Source organism: Arthrobacter sp. OAP107 (assembly GCF_040546765.1).
Lineage (GTDB): Bacteria > Actinomycetota > Actinomycetes > Actinomycetales > Micrococcaceae > Arthrobacter.
The window spans coordinates 748,752-770,237 of the sequence record NZ_JBEPOK010000001.1 but is presented as its reverse complement, the minus strand read 5'-3'; the positions used below and the strand labels follow the sequence as shown (position 1 = coordinate 770,237).

Genomic DNA, 21,486 nt, shown 5'->3' with positions numbered 1-21,486 from the left:
AGGATACGCCCGGCACCGGAGCGGGGACAGGCCCGGCAGCAGCACCGGCAAGGCCCCCGTCGGCGCCGGGGAGCATCAAAATGCCACCCTCTCCCCCGGTAGCGAACGCCGGCTCCCCCGGTAGCGAACGCCGGCCCAAATGTCAGAGCGGCTCTATATATTGAGGGAATGACCCACACTCCGCTGCAGCAGCCCGAAAGCTCCTCCGCCGTTGCCACGCCCCGGCCGCCCGTCGCAAAGAGGGTGCCCACCGAGCGCACGCACCACGGGGACACCTTCGTGGACCAGTACGAGTGGCTGCGGGACAAGGAGTCCGAGGAGGTCGTGGCGCACCTGAAGGCTGAGAACGCCTACCAGGAAGCCCTCACGGCACATCAGGAACCGCTGCGCGAGGCCATCTTCCAGGAGATCAAGGGCCGGACCAAAGAGACAGACCTGTCCGTTCCCAACCGCAAGGACGGCTGGTGGTACTTCAGCCGGTCCGTCGAGGGCAAGGAGTACGGCATCCAGTGCCGGGTCCGCGCCCAAAATACAGGAAATCCAGTGGCGGACTGGACTCCCCCGGCGGTGGAGGCCGGCGTCGAAATCCCCGGCGAGGAAGTCCTGCTGGACGGGAACGTCGAAGCGGAAGGCAAGCCCTTCTTCTCAGTGGGCGGCACGGCTGTGACCATCGACGGGAACCTGTACGCCTACGCGGTAGATAACGCCGGCGACGAGCGGTTCACCCTGCGGATCAAGGACCTGCGGACCGGCGAACTGCTGCCGGATGTCATCGAGAACGTCTTCTACGGAGTGTCGTTCTCCCCGGACGGAACGCGCATCTTTTACACCGTGGTGGATGACTCGTGGCGGCCGTACCAGGTCAAGTCCCACGTCCTGGGCACACCGGTCACCGACGATGAGGTGATTTACCAGGAGGACGACGCCGCCATGTGGCTGGGCTTCGAGCTCTCCGCGGACCGGCGCCACCTTGTGCTCGGCATTGGCTGCTCCGAGTACAGCGAGACGCGCCTGCTCCGCTTCGACCGCCCCGACGCCGGCCTGTCCACCGTCATTTCCCGCAACGAACGCGTGCTTTACGAGGCCGAGCCGTTCCTGCTCGAGGGCCCGGACGGGCAGAAAACTGAACGTATCCTCATCACCCACAACCGCAATGCGGTGAACTCGATGGTCTCGCTGGCGGAGCCAGCCGAACTGTCCAAGCCGCTGGCCGAGCAGCACTGGACCACCGTCGTCGAGCATTCCGACGACGTCAGGGTCAACGGGGCGGGGGTCACGGCCACGCACCTCGTGGTCTCGATCCGGAAGGACACCATCGAGCGGGTGCAGGTGATTCCGCTGACGGGGTTGGGAACCGCCGCCCAGCAGGCTCCGGTGGAGCCGGCGTTTGACGAGGAACTGTACACCGCGGGCGTCGGCGGTTCCGACTATGAGGCGCCGGTGATACGGCTGGGCTACACGTCCTACTTCACGCCGTCGCGGGTGTACGACTTCGTGCTGCCCACCGAGGAGCAGCCGGCGGGCGAATTGCTGCTGCGCAAGGAAAGCCCCGTCCTGGGCGGTTACGACGGCTCGGACTACGTGGCCACCCGCGAGTGGGCCGAGGCCGCCGACGGCACCCGCATTCCGCTCTCGGTGCTGCGGCATAAAGCCGTTAGGCAGGACTCGACGGCGGCAGGCCTGGTTTACGGCTACGGCTCGTATGAGCTGAGCATGGACCCCGGCTTCGGCATCGCCCGGCTTTCGCTGCTGGACCGCGGGGTGGTGTTCGTCATCGCCCACATCCGCGGCGGCGGCGAACTCGGCCGGCACTGGTACGAGGACGGCAAAAAGCTCAGGAAGAAAAACACCTTTACGGACTTCATCGCGGCCACCGACTGGCTGGCGGGATCCGGCTGGGTGGACCCGGACCGGATCGCCGCGCTGGGCGGTTCCGCCGGCGGGCTGCTCATGGGCGCCGTCGCCAACCTCGCCCCGGAGAAGTACGCCGCCATCGTGGCGCAGGTTCCGTTCGTGGACCCCCTCACCAGCATTCTGGACCCGGAACTGCCGCTGTCGGCCCTTGAGTGGGAGGAGTGGGGCAATCCCATCACCGATCCCGCGGTCTATGAGTACATGAAGTCGTACACGCCGTACGAGAACGTCCGCGAGGTTGCGTATCCCAAGATCGCCGCCGTGACATCCTTCAACGACACCAGGGTGCTCTACGTGGAGCCGGCCAAGTGGGTGCAGGAACTGCGCAACAAGACCAAGGGCAGCGAGCCGATCCTCATGAAGATCGAAATGGATGGCGGCCACGGCGGAGCGTCCGGCCGCTACGTCCAATGGCGCGAGCGGGCATGGGATTACGGCTTCATCGCGGACGCGCTCGGGGCCACGGAGCTGCTGCCCGGCGCCGGGCTGAAGTAGCCACCGGCTGCTGCGTCGGCCCCTGTTTTTGCCAAAAATGGCCGCCTGCCACCCGCGCAGGCGGCCATTTTTGGTGCATCGGCGGAGAGCGGAGGCCGCACCGCTGACGTGCGGGCAGATCTGACGCCCCTTCGGGGCGCGGCATTTCCAGAAAATAGTAATCCTGCTTACTATTGACAGGCATACGGGCTCGGTACACCTGTCCGCTGGGGGCTGGGAATCCGACGCCGGAACTGGAGCATAGCGTGAGCAATGAACAGGGATTGACCCCGCTTTCCGACGACGAACTGAATGCGCAGGCAGGCACCGCCCTGCCGGACAAGGAAGTCGCATCCGTACTCGACCTCAACGCCGACCTCGACCTGGGCATCAGCGCCGCCGCCCCGATCGACCTCGCCGTGGCCGCCAACGCCAACGTCGCAGCCCCCATCGATGCCGCCGCCTCGGCGAACGTGTTGTCCTTAGGCTCGGAGTCGCAGGCCCTCGCGGATCAGGGTGTCATCATCGACCAGGGCATCACCGCGGATGCCACGGCAGACTCCGTGCAGGACAGCACCATCACCCAGGGCGCTGACGCCGGAACTGTGGACGGCGGAAGTGTCGACGGCGTGACGTCTGACAGCGCCGCAGGCACCGGTACCGCGGCAACCGGAACGGAATCGGCCGGGGCCGGCACTGCCGATGCCACCGCGGTGCCTGACGCCACCGCCCTGCCGGACGGCGCAATCCCGGACGGCACGCTGCCCGATGGAACCCTCCCCGACGGAGCAGGTGTCGGCGCGCTTCCCGTCGATCCGTCCACCGCCCTCGACGGCGACCTGCTCAACGTCAACGTGGACCTTGCGGCCGACGCCGACATCGCGGCCCCGATCAACGGGGCAGTGGCTGCCAACGCCAACGTTGCCGCGCCGATCGACGCCGCCGTTGCAGCCAACATCGGCTCGATCGACAGCGACGCCTTCGCCGTTGCCCAGCAGGACGCCATCATCACGCAGGACATCGACGGCGAGGCCACCGCATCGGCGGATCAGCAGTCGGATCTGCAGCAGTAGTTCCTGAATGAGCGCCAAACACAGCGGGCCGTCCGGCATGGACGGCCCGCCGGTCTCCCCCACACCCTCATCCGGTCCGTCTCCGGAACCAAACCCGGCACAGGATCCGACGGCGGCAGGTCCGTTCCCTGCCCAAGGCTCCCGGGCCGCCGTCGTAATCAGCCCTGACACCAATCGCGGCGAGGTGCCGGTGAGGGCGGCGGGAATCCAGCTCATTGGCGAGGCCAAAGGGTCCGGCTACCGGGAGGCGCCTTCGCTGGTCCGCCGCGCCGACGGCCAGACCCTCCAGCTCACGCAGCTGCTTTTTCATGTCCTGGACTCCATCGATGGCGTACGGGATGTCGATGAGGTCGCCGCGGCGGCCAGTTCGCGTTCCGGCCGGCTCATCAGCGGAGACAACGTCAGGATGCTGATTGAGGGGCAGCTGCTGCCGCTCGGGCTCCTGCAGCTGGCGGACGGGTCGCAGCCGGAAGTGCGCCGGTCGAATCCGCTCCTCGGCATGCGGTTCCGGTACACCGTCACGGACCCCGAGCGTACCCGGAGGCTGACGGCACCCTTCGCCGTGCTGTTCAATCCGCTTATCGTGGCGGTGGTGGCCGCGGGATTCCTGGCCTCGTGCTGGTGGGTCCTGATGGTCAAAGGCTTGGCCTCCGCCACGCACGACGCCTTCGCGAATCCGTGGCTGCTCCTGCTGATTTTCGCCGTCACGGTCCTGTCAGCCGGCTTCCACGAGTTCGGCCATGCGGCTGCCGCCCGCCGTGGCGGCGCCACGCCCGGCGCGATGGGTGCAGGGCTCTACCTCGTCTGGCCCGCCTTTTACACGGACGTCACCGATTCCTACCGGCTGGGCCGTGGCGGCCGGCTGCGTACGGATACGGGCGGGCTGTATTTCAACGCCATCGTTGCCATCGCCACCATGGGCGTCTGGTGGGCCACGGGTTTTGACGCGCTGCTACTGGTGGTGCTCACGCAGATCCTTCAGATGGTGCGCCAGCTCCTTCCCCTGGTCCGCTTCGACGGCTACCACATTCTGGCCGACGCCACGGGCGTACCCGACCTGTTCCAGCGGATCCGCCCCACGCTGCTCGGGCTCCTGCCGTGGCGCTGGGGCAGGCCCGAACCGGAGGCGCAGGCCCTCAAGCCGTGGGCGCGCGCCGTCATCACGGTCTGGGTCCTGGTTACCGTCCCTCTGCTGCTGGTCAGCCTGGTGCTGATGGTCATCTCCTTCCCGCGGCTCCTGGGCACGGCGTGGGCGAGCCTGCAGCACCAGCAGGCCCTGCTCTCCGGCAGCCTCGGGCAGGGAAACTTCGCAGACGGTGCCGTGCGCCTCCTGGCGATTGCCGCCGTCGTCCTTCCCGTGGTGGGCCTCGTTTACATGCTGCTCCGGCTGGCCCGGCAGCTCATCACCGGGCTCTGGACCAAAACCCGGGGCAAGCCGCTGCAGCGCGCCACCGCGATCGCCGCGGTCGGCGCCGTCACCGCGGGACTGGCCTGGGCCTGGTGGCCGCTGCCTGACACCTATCGCCCGGTGCAGCCCTACGAACGCGGGACACTCGCCGACGCCACGGCCGCCGTCCTGCCCGCCATGGCTGGTGACGGGGGCACCCTGCGGGAAGGCCGGACGGGTCAGACCGTGGCACTCTGGCCCGACGGCACGGCACTGCCCACCCGGGAGCAGCCGCAGCTCAGCATGGTCCTCGTGCCACGGCAGGGGGCGGAATCGCCTCCCGCTCCGGGCCAGCCGGAGCAGAACCCTGCGGACCCGGCCCAAGTCCAGGGCGAGGCTGCAGTACCCCGCGGCACGCCGCCGTCGTGGGTCTTTCCGTTCGACAAGCCCCCGGCGCCGGAGGGGGACGGAAACCAGGCACTCGCGGTGAACGCCACTGACGGATCCGTCACCTACGACGTCGCGTTCGCGCTGGTGTGGGCCGAGGAGGGACCCGTGGACACCCGCAACGAGGCCTACGCATTCGCCAGTTGCGCCGACTGCGCGGCGGTGGCCGTGGGGTTCCAGGTGGTGCTGGTCGTGGGCCAGGCGGACGTTGTGGTGCCGGAGAACCTCTCCGCCGCTGCGAATTACAACTGCGTCCGCTGCCTGACCTACGCCCTCGCCAGCCAACTGGTGCTCACGCTGGACGGGCCGCTCAGCCCAGACGGCATGGCGCGGCTCAATGCGCTGTGGCAGGAAATCGCCGAGTTCGGCCGCACGCTGCAGGGCGTTCCGCTCTCCGAGATCGAGGGAAGGCTGACCGCCTACAAGGAACGGCTCATGGAAATCGTCCGGACCGATCCCAGTGCCACGCGCGGGACCGGACGTCCGTCGCCGGGCGCCTCTCCGTCGCCCGGGGCCAGTGGCGGAGCTGACCGGGGCTCGGGTTCCCGGCCGGGTTCGCCGTCGCCCGCTGTGCAGTCGCCCGCCGTGCAGTCGCCAGGTGCGCCGCCGCCAAGTGCACCGCCTGCTGTGCCCTCGGCTGCTGTGCCCTCGCCGGGAACCACGGCGGACCCCGCGGCGCCGACGCCCGGAATGGGAACGACGCCGGTCCCTGCCGTTCCTGCCCCGGCTCCCACAGGTGCGGCCCCTGCTCCTGCCACTACGAGTCCCGGCAGCGCAATGTCTGTGGACCCGGCCCCCGAGGCGGCCGCCCCATAGGTTCAGCGCGCCTGGAGCACCGCGAAGTAGCCCGGGATCTGTTCCGGGCGGTCAGCTGATGTGAGGGGCCGGGTTTCAATGGTCACTGCCCCGTCCTCCACCACGTCCCAGCTTGCCTCGGGAAACGCCCGCCGGCGCTGCTCGGTACCGAACCGGCCCGGCATGGGCAGCCCGCGGATGGCCTTCTCCAGTGGCTCGGGAATCGAGTGCAGCGTGGCTCCGAGGTGGCTGACGTACTGAATGGGATTCCCGCGGAAGTCCGTCTCTGCGAGGAACACGCGGCCCTGCGTGCCCACGAGCGGGTGCAGCTGCGCGGCCAGCGCTGCCTGCGCCGGTTTCTTGAGTACGTGCAGGACACCCCGGATGAAAATGTTGGCTTCATCGGGGAACCCGGCTGCTGCCAGGGCTTCGGTCACGGCGCGCGTGCCCGCGGGCGCCGTCATGTCGGCCGCCACGTAGGAGACCCGCTCCATTCCCTCGGATTCGGCGGCCGCCCGGGCGACGGCGTTGGCTGACACATCCACCCCCAGGACATACGGAAAGTGGGCCGCAAGTGCGCGGCTGAAGACCCCAGTGCCACACCCGACGTCAACGACCGGAAGGCTGGAGTCCAGCTGCCGCGTCAGGTGCTGCAGATACGTCTGCAGTTCATGGTCGCTGCCCGAATCCCACAGGACGTCGCCGCGCGCCCCGGTGGCCCCGACCCTGCCCCAGTACTGGTCCCAGGCCACCCTCGGGTCCTTGGGCGCATAGGAGGACAGCTTCACCAGTTTGGGAAGCAGCAGGTATTTCTTAAGCGCCGAGAGCATCATTCAAATATATGTTGCCTGGGACACATCCGCGTTCAGTGGTGCCGGCTGCGAACTAGCTGACCTTCAGCCAGGTGAGCGCCTCGGCCTCCGACGTGAAGAACTTCGTGGGGCACGGGAGCTTGTTCAGGCCCAGGAAGAAGTTGGCGATCACGCGGTCCACCGGCGACGCCCCGAGCAGCGCGATCCGTGAGGCCTGGCAGGGACGGCCGAACACGGCACGGGCTCCGCGGCTCACCTCCGAAGTGGTGGCCATGTCCACGAGCATGGGGTGGCGGCTGTCTCCGCAGAGCGCGTTGACCTTCCCCATGGCAGCCTCGGCGTCCCCCTCGGTGATGCTGGCGTCCCTGGCCCAGGTCAGCCTCAGCACGCCGTCGGCTTCCAATTCGAGGTTGAACAGCGTATTCCGTCCGGTGCTGTTGGAATTCAAATAAACCTCCTCGGTGGCAAATGTGGACAACTAACAAGGTACATCCCTCCGGGACGCAGCCACGGGCCCGCCTACTGATAATGTGAGTCCAAAATCACGGTAGCCTCAAAAGGCACTCGCAACACAGGGGGCACATGGTCCAGGCACCGGCGGAGTATGCCTCCGCACCTCGCGAGGCGGTGGTCGCGCTCACCGATGCCGCCCGCTTGGACGCCGTGGCGTCTGTGCTCACCCATGCGGGTTTTTCCGTCCGTAAAGCCCCCGACGCCGGATCCCTCACCCAGGAGCTGGAAGGCGGCCGGGCCGCCGTCGTACTTCTTGATGCGGTGCTCACGGACGGTTACCGGTGGGAGGGCACGCCCGTGCTGCTCCTGGTGGACCTCGGCGGGGACTTCGATCTTGCCCGGCTTGAGTCCTGGGGCATCGCGGATTACATCTCCCGGGACGCCCCCGCGCGCGAACTCACACGCCGCGTGGAGACCCTGATCGGCCGGACGCGGGAACGCCGCCGGATCCGGGCAAAAGCTGAGTTCCTGCGCGAAAGCCTGCGCAACGTCTCCGCCGCCATCCGCGGCACCAACAGCCCGCAGCAGATGGCCGGCCACCTCGTCCGCGGCTTTGGCGAATCCCTCGGCGTGGACCACGTTTGGTTCACTACCTTCCAGGATTCGCGCGTCCCGCGGATCAGTTCCCAGTGGTCCCTGCCCGGCCGGACCAAGCTGCCGGACACGCTCGGTGCCTTCGAGGACGAGGCCCGGGAGCAGACCACCTCGCTATGGTCGGCCGCCGAGGCGCTGGCGGTTCCGGATCACCAGACGGACCAGTCCGCGCCGCTGGCCGAGGGATTGCGGGAGTGGTCCGGCCTGGCCTCCGTCCGCGCGTCGGTTGCCTTGCCGGTGGGAGAGGGCGAGTCGGCGCTGGGAATCATCTGGATCGCGCAGCTGGACGGCAGGCGCGACTGGACCAGGGCAGAGATCGCGCTCATCCAGCACGTGGCCGGCAACCTGGCGCACAGCCTCATCCAGGGCCACCTGATCAGCGCGCAGCTCCAGGTGCTGCAGCAGCTCCGCGAGCTGGACAAGGCCAAGACAGACTTCCTCGCCACCGTCAACCACGAGCTCCGCACGCCCCTCACCTCCATCACGGCCTACCTCGACATGATCCGCGACGGCGCGGGCGGCCCCGTTCCGCCGGGAATCCTGTCCATGATGGACGTCATTTCGCGGAACTCGGACCGCCTTCGGAGGCTGATCGAGGACATGCTCACGGTCTCCCAGCAGGACACCTCCGGCAACCTGAACCTCAAGCAGGTGGAGCTTGGCCAGGTCCTGCGGATCGTCGTGGCCGCACTGCGTCCGCTCGCCGACTCGCGGAATGTCACCATCACCGGCGCCGACTCGCACGAGGACGTGAAGGTCCAGGCCGACGAGGCCCAGCTGGAGCAGGTCTTCACCAACATCGTGGCCAACGCCATCAAGTTCACCCCGAAAGGCGGGCGGATCAGCATCAGCTTCATGTCGGCAGCCTCCGAAGCCGGCAGCCCGGGCGCCATCGTCAACGTCGTGGACACCGGCGTCGGGATTCCTGAGCAGGAAATCGCCCAGGTTTTCACCCGTTTCTACCGGGCCTCCAATGCATCCTCCGCAGCCATCCCGGGCAGCGGACTCGGCCTGGCCATCGCGCACGACATTGTCCGCCGCCATGGCGGTTCGCTGGACCTGTCATCCGTGCTGGGTGTGGGAACCACCGTTTCCGTGACCCTCCCGGTCGACGGCCCCCAGAGGGAAGACGCCGCCGATGAAACGGACGATGACGAGGCCGACGGCGGCGAAGCGGCCAGCGCACCCCAAACCGACTGACCCTGCGCGCCCAACCGCCCGGCCGCCGTCGTCCGTCCCGCCCCAAACGACAACCTCCGCAAACGACAGCCGCCTCAAAACGTGAACCGCCCCGGACCAGCAGGTCCGGGGCGGTTCTCGCAATTCTGGCTGGTTTCTGCCAGCCCTAGTTGGGCCACCAGCCGATGGTGGCGTAGTTGACCTCGCTGTTCGAAGTGGAGGACGTGGTGGTGTCCTTCTCCTTCGGTGCCGCGTTTGCAGGAGCAGCGAAACCTGCCACTGCAAGGATGCCGGTCATAACAAGTGTTGCGGCAAGTTTCTTCATCCGCTGTCCCTTTCGTCGTTTGTAGCCGTGAACCGAATTGCACATTACGGGCGACAGTATACGGTCACTGGATCAAGGTTTGGTCAAGTCATTTCCTGTCAAATCCACAGGATTGACCATGTTTTTCCGCGGGCGTCTTGCAATCGCCGTAATAAGCAGAGTTCAGTCCTCCTGCACGGCCTACCAGGGGCAGGATTATGGATAATTGGGAGCATGCCTATGCAGCGCGACTTGTCACCCTTCGTGATCGCGGAGTTGGCTGCGCGCGAAAGCTGGAAGCGGCGGGACTACACCGCCGCATATGCCGGAGCCGGGCACGCCGCCGAACTGGCGCAGGAGGCCGGCGACGAGGTCCGCTGGTGGAAAATGGTCCTGCTGCAGGCCGAGTGCCTGCGGAACCAGGGGTCCATCCAGGAGTGCCAGGAACTCGCGGCCGGCCTGGCTGCCCATCCCGTTGCCGCCTCGGCCCCCGATCTTGGCGCCCGGGCGGCAACCTTGCTGGCCCATTCACTGCAGGGCCTGGGCCGTCTTCCCGAGGCGGTTGACGCCGCCTCAACCGCCGCCCGGCTCGTGGCCGGGGACTCTGAAAACGTGTACCTGCATATCCAGGCCCAGCAGGCACTGATCGCCGCCCTCGCGGAAAGCGGGCGGCACGAGGACGCCTGGCAGCAGTGCCTGGATCTGGAGTCGCTGCTCACCGACCACGTGGACGAGGACACCGCCGGCAAGGCCTACTGGGTCATCGGAAATGTCGCGTTCCTCAGCAACCGGGTCAACGAGGGCGGCCACTACCACGACCTGGCCGCGGGCAAACTCTCCCCCTCCCAGGACGTCGACCTGTGGGCACGCTTCAACCGCGCCTCCGCGGAAATGCGCCTGCAGGCCAAGCTGGGCGACGCCGCAACGCTGCGTTGCATCGAGCGCGCCGAGCTCGCCACCGAGGTGGTGGGCGGCAGCGAACGGGACATCCTGGAGATGTCCCTGGTACGCGCCCACTGGTATTACCTCACCGGGGACATGGAGACGGCGATCAGCCTGCTGACCCCGCTGCGCAGCAAGTTCCCCATCCTCGCCACCCAGACCGCGGCAGAGGCCACCTTCGTTCTGGGCAGGGCACTGATGGCGCAGGGACACGAAGCGGAATCACTGCAGATGCTTGACGAGGCCGCTACGCTGTTCGATACAGCTGCTGCACCGGAGCGTAGCGCCACCGTCCGTGGTTTCATCGCCTCAAGGGAGCCTTCGGACCGGCGCCAACAGCAATTTCTCCAGGGGGGGTAAATGCCAGAAGCGACAGTGTTTCCCGGTGCCGCACCGCTGCAGCCGGAGTCATCGACGCGCCCTGCTCCCGCGCCCGTCGTCACCTTCACCGTGCTGCCCGACCTCGCCGTCAAGGCGGTCCTCCCCCGCGGCGCCGACCTGAACGAGACCGCGGCCGCCCAGCTGTACCGCCGCCTGGGTGAGCTGGCCGGGGACCGGAGGGTCGCCGTCGTCCTTGAACTGTCCGGAGTGACGTCCGTAAACCGCGCCGCGCGGGCCGCCTACGCCGCGATCCCCTCGGTGTCCGCCTGGGCGATCCTCGGCGAAACTCCAGTGGACAGGCTGCTCGGGCACTTTCTGCTCGGCGGCGAATTCAGCTCGGTACCGGCCCGCTATTTCACCGCCGAAAACGACGCTCTCGACTGGTTGAGCCGCCTTGACGATGTTTTCTAACGAGGATCCCCGGCTCGGGAAGCTGCTGGACGGCATCGTCCGGCTGGCCGCCGGGGAACTCCACTCGCGCATTGAAATTTCCGAGGCCAGGGACGAGCTGGACGCGGTGATCATGGGCACCAACCTGCTGGCCGAGGACCTGCAGATCATCTACCAGGAGCTCGAGGAGCGTGTGGAATCCCGCACACGCATGCTCAACGCGGCGCACAAAGAGCTGCAGCAGATGGCGCTCACCGATTCCCTGACCGGACTGTACAACCGGTCGGCGCTGGTCAGTGCCGTCAATGATGCCCAGGCGGAGGCGTCCGACGGCGGGCTGCCGCCGGCGCTGCTGCTGCTGGACCTGGACGCCTTCAAGAGCATCAACGATTCACTGGGCCACTCCATGGGCGACCAGGTGCTGGCCACGGTGGGCGAACGGATCCGCTCCTGCGTGCGCGACGGCGACATGGTGGCCCGGCTGGGCGGCGACGAGTTCGCCGTTTTGCTCCCCGCCACAACGCCGGCCAAGGCGGCCGCCGTCGGAAACCGGATATTGGACGCCCTCAACGCGACCCTGGAGGTGGACGGCAAGACCATCCGCTGCGGGGCCAGCCTGGGGCTTCGGATTGCGGATCCCGGCGAGACGTCGGAGGAGCTGCTCATGGAGGCGGACATCGCGATGTACGCCTCCAAGGCCGACGCCCGCAACAAGCTGCGCGTGTTCGAACCGGCCATGCTGCACGCCCGGCAGCTCCGCAACCAGCTGGTGGGGGAACTGCGCGAGGCCATCGCCACCGACCAGCTGGTGCTGTACTACCAGCCGGTCATCGAACTCGCCTCAGGAAAAATCGAGGGCGTGGAGGCCCTGGTCCGCTGGAAACACCCCAAGCGCGGCCTGATCATGCCGGACGAATTCATTCCCATCGCCGAGGAGACGGGCCTCATATCGGAGCTCGGCAACTGGGTGCTCAAGAATTCCGTGGAACAGCTCCGGCGCTGGCGGAGCTCTCCCGAAACGGGCCGCCACAACTTCGACATGCGCATCAATGTTTCAGCGGCAGACCTGCAGCGGCTCGAGTTCATCGAGGACGTGCGGGATGCGCTCACCGCCGCCCAACTGGAGCCTGCCCTTCTGGTCCTGGAGCTGACCGAGAGTGACATCATCAAGGGCAACGAGCTCGACCGCTACACGCTCGCCAGCCTGCGGAAGCTTGGAGTGGGCCTGGAGATCGACGACTTCGGCACCGGGTACTCCTCCATCAGCTACCTGCGGCGGCTGCCCGTGGACCGGGTCAAGGTGGACCGGACACTCCTCACCGCCCTCGGCAGCGACCCTGCGCAGCCTGCCCTGATCGCGGCCATCCTGCAGCTCATCCGGGCCTGCGGGCTGGAGGCGGTGTGGGAGGGCGTGGAAAACGCGGAACAGGCCGAGCACCTGCGGAACACCGGCTGCATCAGCGGGCAGGGCTACTACTTCAGCCGCCCCCTCCCCGCGGCCGACTTCACCGAACGCCTCGCCTGGCAGGACATCTGGCCCGGCTGATTCCCATCGGTTGCTCCGTAAATGCCGTTTTGCGGACTCAAAAGGGCGCCTACGGAGCGCTCGCCGAGCAACTAACCGCCGACGACCGCTGCAGTGGCCTCGGCGATGGCGCGCTCCTCGTCAGTGGGCACCACCAGGACAGGGATGGCGGAGGCTTCGGTGGAAATCACCCGGGGTTCCTTGGACCGCTCACTGTTCAGCCCGGCGTCGAGCTCGATGCCCAGCGCACCCAGCCGCTCCCCCACCAGTGCACGGAACTGGTGCGAGTTCTCGCCAATCCCGGCCGTGAACACCAGCGCCTTGGCCCCGCCAACTGCCACGTGGTAACCGCCGATGTACTTTGCCAGCCGGTACGAGGTCACCGCGAGGGCGGTGGCCGCCCGGGAATCACCGGATTCGGCCGCCTCCACCACAGAGCGCATGTCGTTGTTGCCCGCGAGACCCTTGAGCCCGGACTCGCGGTTCAGCATCGAATCGAGGTCCTCGGCGTTCCAGCCGGTGCGGGCCAGGAACACGAGGATGGACGGGTCCAGGTCGCCGGAGCGGGTCCCCATGACCAGCCCCTCCAACGGCGTGAACCCCATGGACGTGTCCACGGATTTGCCGCCGTGGATCGCCGTGACGGAGGCGCCGTTGCCGAGGTGGGCGATCACGCCGTCGAACTCCTCCACCGGGATATCCAGCAGCGCGGCAGCCCGGTTGGTGACGTATTCGTGCGAGGTCCCGTGGAAGCCGTACCGGCGGATCCCGTGGCTGGTGTAGAGCTCGTCGGGAACGGCGTAGCGCCAGGCGTGCTCGGGCAGGCTGCGGTGGAAGGCTGTGTCGAACACGGCCACCTGCGGCATGTCCGGCCACTTCTTGGTGATGGCCCGGATGCCCAGCACGTTCGCGGGATTGTGCAACGGCGCCAGAGGGTTCAGCCGTTCGATGGCCCGGGTGATCTCGTTGTCGATCAGCACCGGCTCGCCGAACCGCTCGCCGCCGTGCACCACCCGGTGCCCCACCGCGTCCAGTTGCCTGCCGCCCAGCACCTCGTGGATGGCCGCGTCCACCTGCTCGAGTGCCTCGGCATGGTCCGCCGGGCCCACCACCTCGCCGTCGCCCTGGCCGCCGTTGGACACGCCGATCCGCTCGATCAGCCCTTCGGTGAGGACACTGCCTTCGGCGACGTCGCGCACCTGGTACTTGAGCGAGGACGAGCCGGAGTTGATGACGAGCACGAGCATGGGGCCTCCTAAGCCTGGGCTGCTGAAACGGCGGACGGTTCGGTACCGGATCCGGCGGCAGACGGTTCCGCCGGGGCGGCCAGGCTCTGCGCCTGGATGGCGGTGATGGCGACAGTGTTCACGATGTCCTCCACGGTGCAGCCGCGGGACAGGTCGTTGACGGGCTTGCGAAGCCCCTGCAGGACAGGCCCGACGGCGACCGCTCCGGAACTCTGCTGCACCGCCTTGTACGTGTTGTTGCCGGTGTTCAGGTCCGGGAAGATGAACACGGTCGCCTGCCCGGCCACGGACGAGCCCGGCATCTTGGACTCGGCGATGGAGGCGTCCACGGCGGCGTCGTACTGGATGGGGCCTTCGACGGCGAGATCCGGGCGGCGCTCACGCACCAGGTCGGTGGCCTGCCGGACCTCTTCCACCGCAGACCCCGAGCCGGAGCCGCCGGTGGAGTAGGACAGCATGGCAACCCGGGGCTCCACCCCAAACTGGGAAGCGGTCTCGGCCGAGGCCAGCGCGATGTCCGCGAGCTGCTCCACGTTCGGATCCGGGTTCACCGCACAGTCGCCGTAGACCAGTACCCGGTCCGGCATGAGCATCAGGAACACCGAGGAGACGATCTTCACGCCCTGCCGGGTCTTCACAAACTCCAAGGCCGGCCGGATGGTGTGGGCCGTGGTGTGTGCGGCGCCGGACACCATGCCGTCCACCACGCCCAGCTGCACCATCATGGTGCCGAAGTAGCTTTCGTCCTGCATGACCTCCAGTGCCCGGGCCAGGTCGACGCCCTTGTGGGCCCGGAGTTCGGCATACCTGGCGGCGAAGTCCTGGCGCAGCTCGGAGGTCGCGGGGTCCACGATGTTGATCCCGGAAAGGTCGATGCCCCGGCTGGCTGCAAGTTCCCGGATGTCGGCTTCCCGCCCCAGCAGCGTCAGGTCGCACACGTCCCGGCGGTGCAGGATCTCGGCGGCCTTCAGGATCCGGATGTCCTTGCCCTCCGGCAGCACGATGTGGCGGCGCTGCGAGCGGGCCCGCTCGATCAGGTCGTGCAGGAACCGCAGCGGGGTCATCCTCTCGGCGCGGGGCAGGTGCAGGCGCTCGAGCATCTCGGCCTCGTCCACCTGCCGGGACCACAGGCCCAGCGCGGAGGCCACCTTGCGCCGGTGGCCGCTCCAGATTTCGCTGCGCACCTCGGACACGCGCCGCGCCGTGGTGTACGTGTCATCGTCCGTGGCGAACACCGGGAACGGCGCGGAGGCCAGCAGCGGGTAGATGTTGGCGTCCGGGGCCAGGCCGCCAGTGAGGATCAGCCCGGACGGCACCGGGAACTCGGGCGAGAACGACGACGCCAGGCAGGCCACCATCACGTCCGCCCGGTCGCCGGGCACGATCACCAGCGCGCCGTCGTCGAGCACGTTCAAAAAGTTGCCCACATTCATGGCGGCGACCTTGACGTCACGGACGTCCCGCTCCATGTCCGCGCGGCCGGCGATCTGCCGCAGTGCCAGCGCGGTACCCACCTCGCCGGTGGTGGGCCGGGCGATGTCCTCCAGCTCCGGGAAGACGTAGACGGGCCGGCCGGACGCTCCCGGCTTCACGGCGGCAATGATGGCCTCCACGTCCGCCGGGTCGGCGCGGTTCACCATCATGGCCAGCAGCGAGCACTTCTCGGCGGCGAGCTCCTTGCGGGCGACGTCGACGGCGGCCGCGGCTTCCGCCACGGTGCGCCCCTTGGCGCCCACCACTGCGACGATGGGCGCGGCCAGGTTGTTCGCCAGGCGGGCGTTGAGGTCGAATTCGACGGCGGCGTCGTGGCCGGTAAGGTCCGTTCCCTCCACGATGATGACGTCGCAGTGCCGGCCCATCTCGGCGAAGATCTCCACGCAGCGGGAGTCAATGTCCTCGCGCCGGCCCTCGGCGAGCAGGCCGCGGACCTCGGTGAACGTCAGGCCGCCGCGGCAGCGCTGGTCGTCGAGGTCGAAGCGGGACTTCATGAGTGCCACCATGGGATCCGCTCCGGCCTCGTCGCCGTGGACCACGGGTTTGAAGAATCCGATCCGGTCCGCGTGCCGGTGGAGCGTGTCCGCCAGGCCCAGCGCTATGAGCGACTTCCCCGATCCCGGAGTGGTCGCGCTGACATATATCCCTTTGGCCATGATCTGTCCTCTGGTTGGAAGCTCCCGCGTGGAACGTGCTGCATTGGACGTGCCGGTGTTCTGAGTGGACGCGCCGAGGCGGTCCTCCCCCATACTTTCACTTGTTGCCGCGCTTCCGGGAGCACACAATGGTGTTGATTGCCACGTCGGCGCACCTTCGCCGTCCCGGACCCGGAGTGGGCCAGCGCCCCGGGACCGGCCCATCCGCAGCACGGCACCGAACAGCGGGGTCCCCGGCTGCAAACGTCCTGAACGATGGTGGTCCCGATGAACAGAGCTGGCCGCGCTGCCGCCGTTTCCGCAGGATCCGCCTGGCCCGCCGGCCACCGGCTTCCGCTGTTCTTCGTTTTGGCCTTCGCGATTTCATGGCTGGTGTGGCCGCTGACGCTCCTGAACCCGAACAGCTCGCCCCTGATCCCGTTCGGGCCCGCCGTGGCCGCGGCGATCACCGCCTTCCTCGCCGGCGGCAAGGCCGAGCTGCAGCAGCTGCTCCGGCAGCTGGCGCGCTGGCGCGTGGCAGCCGCTGGTACCTGGCCGCCTTGGGACTTCCGTGCCTGCTGGTGACGGTGGCGACGGGCCTCACGGTGTCCGGCGGCGCGCCCGCTCCGGAGCTCGGCCCGAACCCCGGCTGGTTCATGCTGCTCGGCTCCTTCGCGTTCACGCTGCTGACCGTGGGCCTCTTCGAGGAGCTGGGCTGGCGAGGCTATGCCCTTCCGCTGCTTCAACAGAACCGCCCGGCCCTGTCGGCGGCACTGCTCCTCGGGCTGGTGTGGGCGGCATGGCACCTGCCCGAGCTGCTGTCGGATCCCACCGGGCAGCGGCCGGCGCTGCCGTTCCTGCTGATGGTCCTGGCGCAGTCCGTACTGCTGGCCTGGCTCTACAACAGCAGTGGCAGCGTCCCCATCTGCATGGTCTTCCACGCCGCGTTCAACACCTCCGGGGCCCTCGTGTTTCCCGCCCTGCTGGGGCCCGATTACCTCACTCTGTGGTGGACCGTTGCGCTCCTGCACGTCCTGGCAGCACTGGTGGTCATCGCCGTCGCCGGGCCTGCCCGGCTGGCCCGCACCCTTGACACGACCCCCTCCCATGGGATTACCTAATGAACATTCGGTAAATAAAGCTGGAGGCAACGACGCATGGCTGAAACGGCAATCCCCGGTGTGGCCCACCACATCCTTGAGAACGACTACGCCTCGGAATGGATGGGCATAGAAGTCCTCACCCTCAGCGACGGCCACGCAACCATCCGGATGACCCTCCGGCAGGAAATGCTCAACGGCTTCGGAATGGCGCACGGCGGAATGATCTTCGCCTTCGCGGACTCCGCCTTCGCCCTGGCCTGCAACCCCGCGTCGCCCGCCGACCCTGACAGCATCACCGTTGCTGCCGGCGTCGACATCAACTTCCTCAAGCCGGCCTACCAGGGCCAGGTGATCACCGCCGTCGCAGACCGCCGCTCAAGTGCGGGCCGCAGTGGCCTCTACGACATCCAGATCTTCGCTGCCGATCCCGGAGCCCAGCTGCCGGGGGAACTCATTGCAGAGTTCCGTGGACGCAGCCGTACCATCCCCAAGAAGTAGGAAGCAGATCATGACCCTCCACGTCCCTGAACCCGCCGTCGCCGCTCCCACTGTCGCCACGCCCACCGACGCCGTCCTCGACCCCGAGGAAATGATGTCCCGGGACGAGCTCGAGACGCTGCAGCTCAGCCGGCTTCAGCACACCATCGCGTATGCCTACGACCGCGTTCCGCTGTACAAGCGCAAGTTCGACGATGCCGGCATCCACCCTTCAGACCTGCGTGAACTCGCCGACCTCGGCAACTTCCCCTTCACCACCAAGGAGGACCTGCGTCAGGAATACCCGTTCGGGATGTTCGCCGTCCCGCAGAGCGAGGTGGCGCGCGTGCATGCGAGTTCGGGGACCACGGGCCGGCCCACCGTCGTCGGGTACACCAAGCAGGACCTTGCCGACTGGGCCAAACTGGTGGCCCGCTGCCTGCGCGCGTCCGGTGTCCGCCCCGGCATGAAGGTCCACAACGCGTACGGGTACGGCCTGTTTACCGGCGGGCTGGGTGCCCACGCCGGCGCCGAGGCCCTCGGCTGCACCGTGATTCCGATGTCCGGCGGCCAGACCGAGCGCCAGATCCAGCTGATCCAGGACTTCAAGCCCGACGCCATCCTGGCCACGCCCACGTACCTGCTGACCATCGCCGATGCCATGGCCCACATGGGAATCGACCCCACGTCCACCTCGCTGAAGTACGCGGTGCTCGGCGCCGAGCCGTGGACGCAGGAGATGCGCCACGAGCTCGAGGTCACCATGAACATCAAGGCCTGTGATATTTACGGGCTCTCCGAGGTCATGGGCCCCGGTGTCGCGGGCGAATGTGTGGAGACCCAGGACGGCAGCCACATCTGGGAGGACCACTTCCGGCCGGAGATCATCGACCCCTTCAGCCCCGCACCGGGCAAGGAGAACGTGCTGGGCGACGGCGAGCACGGCGAACTGGTGTTCACCTCGCTCACGAAGGAAGCCCTGCCGATCATCCGCTACCGCACCAAGGACCTCACCCGCCTGCTTCCGGGCACCGCCCGCCCGGCGCACCGCCGGATGGGACGCATCACCGGCCGCAGCGACGACATGATCATCCTCCGCGGCGTGAACCTCTTCCCGTCCCAGATCGAGGAAATCGCGCTGCGCATCCCCGAGCTCAGCCCGCACTTCCAGCTCGAGCTCACCCGGCCCGAGGGCCAGCGGATGGACCAACTGACAGTAAAAATCGAGCGCCGTGACAATGTCACGGCCCAGGACAGCACGACGGCGGCCCGCACCCTGCGCGAACAGATCAAGATCCACGTGGGTTCTTCGTGCACCGTGGATGTGGTGGAACCCGGCTCGCTCGAGCGTTCCAACGGCAAGCTGCGCCGGATCTACGACCTGCGCCCGAAGGGGTAGGCCACCGGCCGCCGAGCACTGCAGGCCGGGATCCGTCCGAGGACGGGTCCCGGCCCGCACTTTTCTTGGCGCCCTGGTTCAGGTTCCCGGTCAGGGCGTGATCTCCCAGCCGAACATCATGGCGTGGTCCTCGTGGGCCAGGTTGTGGCAGTGCGCCACATACGGGCCCACGAAGTCGCGGAAGCCGCGATAGACGATCACCGACTCACCCGGATCCAGCGCTGTCAGGTCTTCCTTGGAGACGTCGTCCGGATGCCCCGGATCCACGGTGCGGGTCACGTCCCTGCCGTTGCGCATGACGGTCCGGTGCTCCTCCATGTGCAGGTGGAAGGGATGCACCCAGCCACCACCGCCGTTGCGGAGTTCCCAAAGATTGAAGCTGCCCGTCTTCTGCTGGGCCAACGGCGTGCGGCCTGCCCGGTTAGGAAGGCTCGCCAGCACCTTCGCGGGATCAAAGGGCTTGCCGTTGATCAGCCATTCGGTCTCCCCGGCCACGCTGCCGCGCTTCACCTCAAAGATCATGCGGTTGTCCAGCATGGTCTGCCAGTTGCTCGGCAGCGGCGGCAGTGGGCGGAGCGCCGTGGGGATCCTGCTGTCGTCCGGCGCCGTATCCCCGATCACGAACTTGAGCACCGGGACCCTGTACTTGGGATCGGGGAAGAACCGGGACGAGTTGCTCCACATGCGGCCGTTGGGCATCTTCATCACGTTGGTGAGGTAGATGACGTCGCCCTTGGTGGTGGGTGTCCCGTCCTGGTACTTCGTGAAGTCCACGATCACTTCACGTCGCTTGGCCGGCCACAGCTCAAAGGAATCGCGTTTGATCGGTACGGGCAACAGCCCGCCGTCGGACGCTATCTGGGTGAACTGCATGCACTGCTGCCCGTCCGGGATGCGGTACTGACCCTCCAGCTCGTCGTCCTGATAGCCGAGTGACGCCGACGATTTGGGGCCCTGCGTGGAGCTCATCAGCTTGAACTCGTAGATCCTGGAGACCGAGGCGTCAAGGAACCGGAAGCGGTATTTGCGCCGCTTCACCTCCATGACCGGAGAAGCGGTGCCGTTCACGGTGAAGATGTCGCCCACGAACCCGTGGTTGGGAAAGTGCTTGTAGAACGTCTTGCCCCACCATTCCGGATGTGTGGCCGGGTTTTTGGCCGCCGGAAATTCGCCCTGGACGTCGTGGATGTCCTTGTGGATGGTGACGCCGTCATCCAGCCGGCAGTCGTAGAAGACCAGCGGGACGTCGTACTTGACGTCGAATGACCCGTCCGGATTGTTTGTCCGGACACCGGGCAGCCGGAGGCCCTGGCGTTCGTCGCCCATGTCCGTGCCGTTCTTCGGGTCATAGATTGGATAGATGCCCACCATGCCCTTGTAGACGTTCGAGCCGGTGTGGTCCATGGTGTGGTCGTGGAACCAGAAGAAGCTTTGCTTCTCCCGGTCGTCGCCGCCGGCGGGCCAGTTCAGGTACAGGTTGTCGACGAACATCTGCGGCCGGAAGCCCGGATGCTTCGGCCCGGCCGTCATCGAGTAGTGCGGATTTCCGTCGCTCTCCGGCGCCGTGTGGCCGTTGTGCAGGTGGGTCAGGAAGGACCAGTCCGGTGAGCCGAAGTCCTGGCGGTCCAGATTGAGCGGGTTCTCATCCAGGTGGTTCTCGAACCGGACCAGCACCGGCTTGCCGTACTCAGCGTTGATCATGGGCCCGGGAAAGGTGCCGTTAAAACCGTAGATGGTGCTGAGCGGAAGCGTGCGCTTGATGCCCGCTTCGATCCTTCTGCCGAGCGCGTCGAACGACCGCGTCGGATTGCCGTCTGAGTCGATCGGCAGCACCTGCGACGTGGTGAATTTGTGGGTCCGGAGCAGCACGTTGATCTTGTAGACAATGGGATCCGGATAGCCGATCCGGCCTGGCCAGAGCTGGTGCTGCTCATTGCGCAGCGAGTTCTGCTGGCCCGGTCCGGGTCCGGGCGGATTGTTCCACGTATCCACCACCGATTTCGCTACCGGCGCCAGCGCTTTCGGGATCGGCAGCGGATCGCTGAACGGCGAAATGATCAACGGGCTTGTCGGGTACTTTTCAATGTAGAAGAGCTCATCACTCAGGGCTGTTGACGTGGCGGCGAATGCGCCGTCGGGCGACAGGAGCCCACTTCGGGCCAGCAGCGGGCTGGCCCAGGTGTGTGCTGCCGCGAGCGCGGCGCCGGCTCCTCCGGCCGCGCCCAGGCGTATCAGCGCGCGGCGTCTCAGCCCGTTGGTGTTCTCAGATTCATCAGACATAGTCTGCGCCTCCTTGGCATGGGGGCATGTGCCAACTCCACTGCCCCGGCGGTCAACCCAATATGTTTGGTTATGAGACCGAATCCCGGCCGCGGGGACCTCCTTGTCCTGCGGGCCAGCT

At 67.2% G+C, this 21,486-nt stretch carries 17 protein-coding genes; 11 read left to right on the top strand and 6 right to left on the bottom strand.

What is annotated here, in order from left to right; translation table 11 throughout:
- Window positions 1–168 precede the first annotated feature (168 nt).
- The 3 genes from ABIE00_RS03520 (at window position 169) to ABIE00_RS03510 (ending at window position 6,111) form a co-directional block, all read left to right on the top strand.
- A complete protein-coding gene (locus tag ABIE00_RS03520) occupies window positions 169–2,409 on the top strand; it encodes a S9 family peptidase (protein ID WP_354256785.1) in 2,241 nt (746 codons plus the stop codon).
- Window positions 2,410–2,654: 245 nt separating this feature from the next.
- A complete protein-coding gene (locus ABIE00_RS03515) occupies window positions 2,655–3,461 on the top strand; it encodes a peptidoglycan-binding protein (protein WP_354256782.1) in 807 nt (268 codons plus the stop codon).
- Window positions 3,462–3,468: 7 nt separating this feature from the next.
- Window positions 3,469–6,111, top strand: a complete 2,643-nt coding sequence (locus ABIE00_RS03510) for a hypothetical protein (protein WP_354256779.1) — start codon at window positions 3,469–3,471, stop codon at window positions 6,109–6,111.
- A gap of 2 nt (window positions 6,112–6,113) precedes the next feature.
- Here ABIE00_RS03510 and ABIE00_RS03505 read toward each other — a convergent pair whose 3' ends face one another.
- Complete coding sequence (locus ABIE00_RS03505; protein ID WP_354263258.1) at window positions 6,114–6,920, bottom strand: methyltransferase domain-containing protein; 807 nt, start codon at window positions 6,918–6,920, stop codon at window positions 6,114–6,116.
- A 55-nt stretch (window positions 6,921–6,975) separates the two neighbouring features.
- Complete coding sequence (locus tag ABIE00_RS03500) at window positions 6,976–7,350, bottom strand: DUF7793 family protein (RefSeq protein WP_354256777.1); 375 nt, start codon at window positions 7,348–7,350, stop codon at window positions 6,976–6,978.
- Between the two features lie 134 nt (window positions 7,351–7,484).
- On the opposite strand from ABIE00_RS03500, the gene ABIE00_RS03495 reads away from it, so the two are divergent.
- Window positions 7,485–9,209: an ATP-binding response regulator gene (locus tag ABIE00_RS03495; protein WP_354256774.1), complete on the top strand. Its 1,725-nt coding sequence runs from the start codon at window positions 7,485–7,487 to the stop codon at window positions 9,207–9,209.
- 145 nt (window positions 9,210–9,354) lie between these two features.
- On the opposite strand, the gene ABIE00_RS03490 is transcribed toward ABIE00_RS03495, so the two are convergent.
- Window positions 9,355–9,513, bottom strand: coding sequence for a hypothetical protein (locus tag ABIE00_RS03490; RefSeq protein ID WP_331572277.1), 159 nt, complete (start codon window positions 9,511–9,513; stop codon window positions 9,355–9,357).
- Window positions 9,514–9,726: 213 nt separating this feature from the next.
- Between ABIE00_RS03490 and ABIE00_RS03485 the strand changes: the two genes are divergently transcribed.
- From ABIE00_RS03485 to ABIE00_RS03475, 3 genes are read left to right on the top strand one after another with little or no spacing between them, the layout of a single operon-like run.
- Complete coding sequence (locus ABIE00_RS03485) at window positions 9,727–10,794, top strand: tetratricopeptide repeat protein (protein ID WP_354256771.1); 1,068 nt, start codon at window positions 9,727–9,729, stop codon at window positions 10,792–10,794.
- Entirely contained in the window at window positions 10,795–11,226 is a 432-nt protein-coding gene (locus tag ABIE00_RS03480) for a DUF7793 family protein (RefSeq protein ID WP_354256768.1), read from the top strand.
- A complete protein-coding gene (locus ABIE00_RS03475) occupies window positions 11,216–12,751 on the top strand; it encodes a putative bifunctional diguanylate cyclase/phosphodiesterase (RefSeq protein ID WP_354263257.1) in 1,536 nt (511 codons plus the stop codon). Before ABIE00_RS03480 ends, ABIE00_RS03475 begins: the two co-directional genes overlap by 11 nt.
- Before the next feature lie 71 nt (window positions 12,752–12,822).
- Here the strand turns inward: ABIE00_RS03475 and ABIE00_RS03470 are convergent, their stop codons facing one another.
- On the bottom strand, window positions 12,823–13,977 hold the full coding sequence (locus ABIE00_RS03470; RefSeq protein WP_354256765.1) for an acetate kinase: 1,155 nt from the start codon (window positions 13,975–13,977) through the stop codon (window positions 12,823–12,825).
- A gap of 8 nt (window positions 13,978–13,985) precedes the next feature.
- The gene (gene pta, locus ABIE00_RS03465; protein WP_354256762.1) at window positions 13,986–16,127 is read right to left on the bottom strand and encodes a phosphate acetyltransferase; all 2,142 of its coding nucleotides are present in this window, start codon (window positions 16,125–16,127) and stop codon (window positions 13,986–13,988) included.
- Window positions 16,128–16,394: 267 nt separating this feature from the next.
- On the opposite strand from pta, the gene ABIE00_RS03460 reads away from it, so the two are divergent.
- Genes ABIE00_RS03460 through paaK form a run of 4 tightly spaced genes read left to right on the top strand, consistent with a single transcriptional unit; the run spans window position 16,395 to window position 19,085 of the window.
- Entirely contained in the window at window positions 16,395–16,691 is a 297-nt protein-coding gene (locus tag ABIE00_RS03460; RefSeq protein ID WP_354256759.1) for a hypothetical protein, read from the top strand.
- Entirely contained in the window at window positions 16,667–17,227 is a 561-nt protein-coding gene (locus ABIE00_RS03455; RefSeq protein ID WP_354256756.1) for a CPBP family intramembrane glutamic endopeptidase, read from the top strand. Before ABIE00_RS03460 ends, ABIE00_RS03455 begins: the two co-directional genes overlap by 25 nt.
- A 36-nt stretch (window positions 17,228–17,263) precedes the next feature.
- Window positions 17,264–17,707, top strand: a complete 444-nt coding sequence (paaI, locus tag ABIE00_RS03450; protein ID WP_331572265.1) for a hydroxyphenylacetyl-CoA thioesterase PaaI — start codon at window positions 17,264–17,266, stop codon at window positions 17,705–17,707.
- 10 nt (window positions 17,708–17,717) lie between these two features.
- Window positions 17,718–19,085, top strand: coding sequence for a phenylacetate--CoA ligase PaaK (paaK, locus tag ABIE00_RS03445; protein WP_354256753.1), 1,368 nt, complete (start codon window positions 17,718–17,720; stop codon window positions 19,083–19,085).
- Between the two features lie 90 nt (window positions 19,086–19,175).
- On the opposite strand, the gene ABIE00_RS03440 is transcribed toward paaK, so the two are convergent.
- On the bottom strand, window positions 19,176–21,365 hold the full coding sequence (locus ABIE00_RS03440) for a multicopper oxidase family protein (protein WP_354256749.1): 2,190 nt from the start codon (window positions 21,363–21,365) through the stop codon (window positions 19,176–19,178).
- Between the last annotated feature and the right edge of the window lie 121 nt (window positions 21,366–21,486).

Coding starts and splice junctions, on each gene's coding strand:
- ABIE00_RS03520 (WP_354256785.1), top strand. CDS start 169: ATGACCCACACTCCGCTGCAGCAGCCCGAAAGCTCCTCCGCCGTTGCC.
- ABIE00_RS03510 (WP_354256779.1), top strand. CDS start 3,469: ATGAGCGCCAAACACAGCGGGCCGTCCGGCATGGACGGCCCGCCGGTC.
- ABIE00_RS03505 (WP_354263258.1), bottom strand. CDS start 6,920: ATGCTCTCGGCGCTTAAGAAATACCTGCTGCTTCCCAAACTGGTGAAG.
- ABIE00_RS03495 (WP_354256774.1), top strand. CDS start 7,485: ATGGTCCAGGCACCGGCGGAGTATGCCTCCGCACCTCGCGAGGCGGTG.
- ABIE00_RS03490 (WP_331572277.1), bottom strand. CDS start 9,513: ATGAAGAAACTTGCCGCAACACTTGTTATGACCGGCATCCTTGCAGTG.
- ABIE00_RS03485 (WP_354256771.1), top strand. CDS start 9,727: ATGCCTATGCAGCGCGACTTGTCACCCTTCGTGATCGCGGAGTTGGCT.
- ABIE00_RS03480 (WP_354256768.1), top strand. CDS start 10,795: ATGCCAGAAGCGACAGTGTTTCCCGGTGCCGCACCGCTGCAGCCGGAG.
- ABIE00_RS03475 (WP_354263257.1), top strand. CDS start 11,216: ATGTTTTCTAACGAGGATCCCCGGCTCGGGAAGCTGCTGGACGGCATC.
- ABIE00_RS03470 (WP_354256765.1), bottom strand. CDS start 13,977: ATGCTCGTGCTCGTCATCAACTCCGGCTCGTCCTCGCTCAAGTACCAG.
- pta (WP_354256762.1), bottom strand. CDS start 16,127: ATGGCCAAAGGGATATATGTCAGCGCGACCACTCCGGGATCGGGGAAG.
- ABIE00_RS03460 (WP_354256759.1), top strand. CDS start 16,395: ATGAACAGAGCTGGCCGCGCTGCCGCCGTTTCCGCAGGATCCGCCTGG.
- paaI (WP_331572265.1), top strand. CDS start 17,264: ATGGCTGAAACGGCAATCCCCGGTGTGGCCCACCACATCCTTGAGAAC.
- paaK (WP_354256753.1), top strand. CDS start 17,718: ATGACCCTCCACGTCCCTGAACCCGCCGTCGCCGCTCCCACTGTCGCC.
- ABIE00_RS03440 (WP_354256749.1), bottom strand. CDS start 21,365: ATGTCTGATGAATCTGAGAACACCAACGGGCTGAGACGCCGCGCGCTG.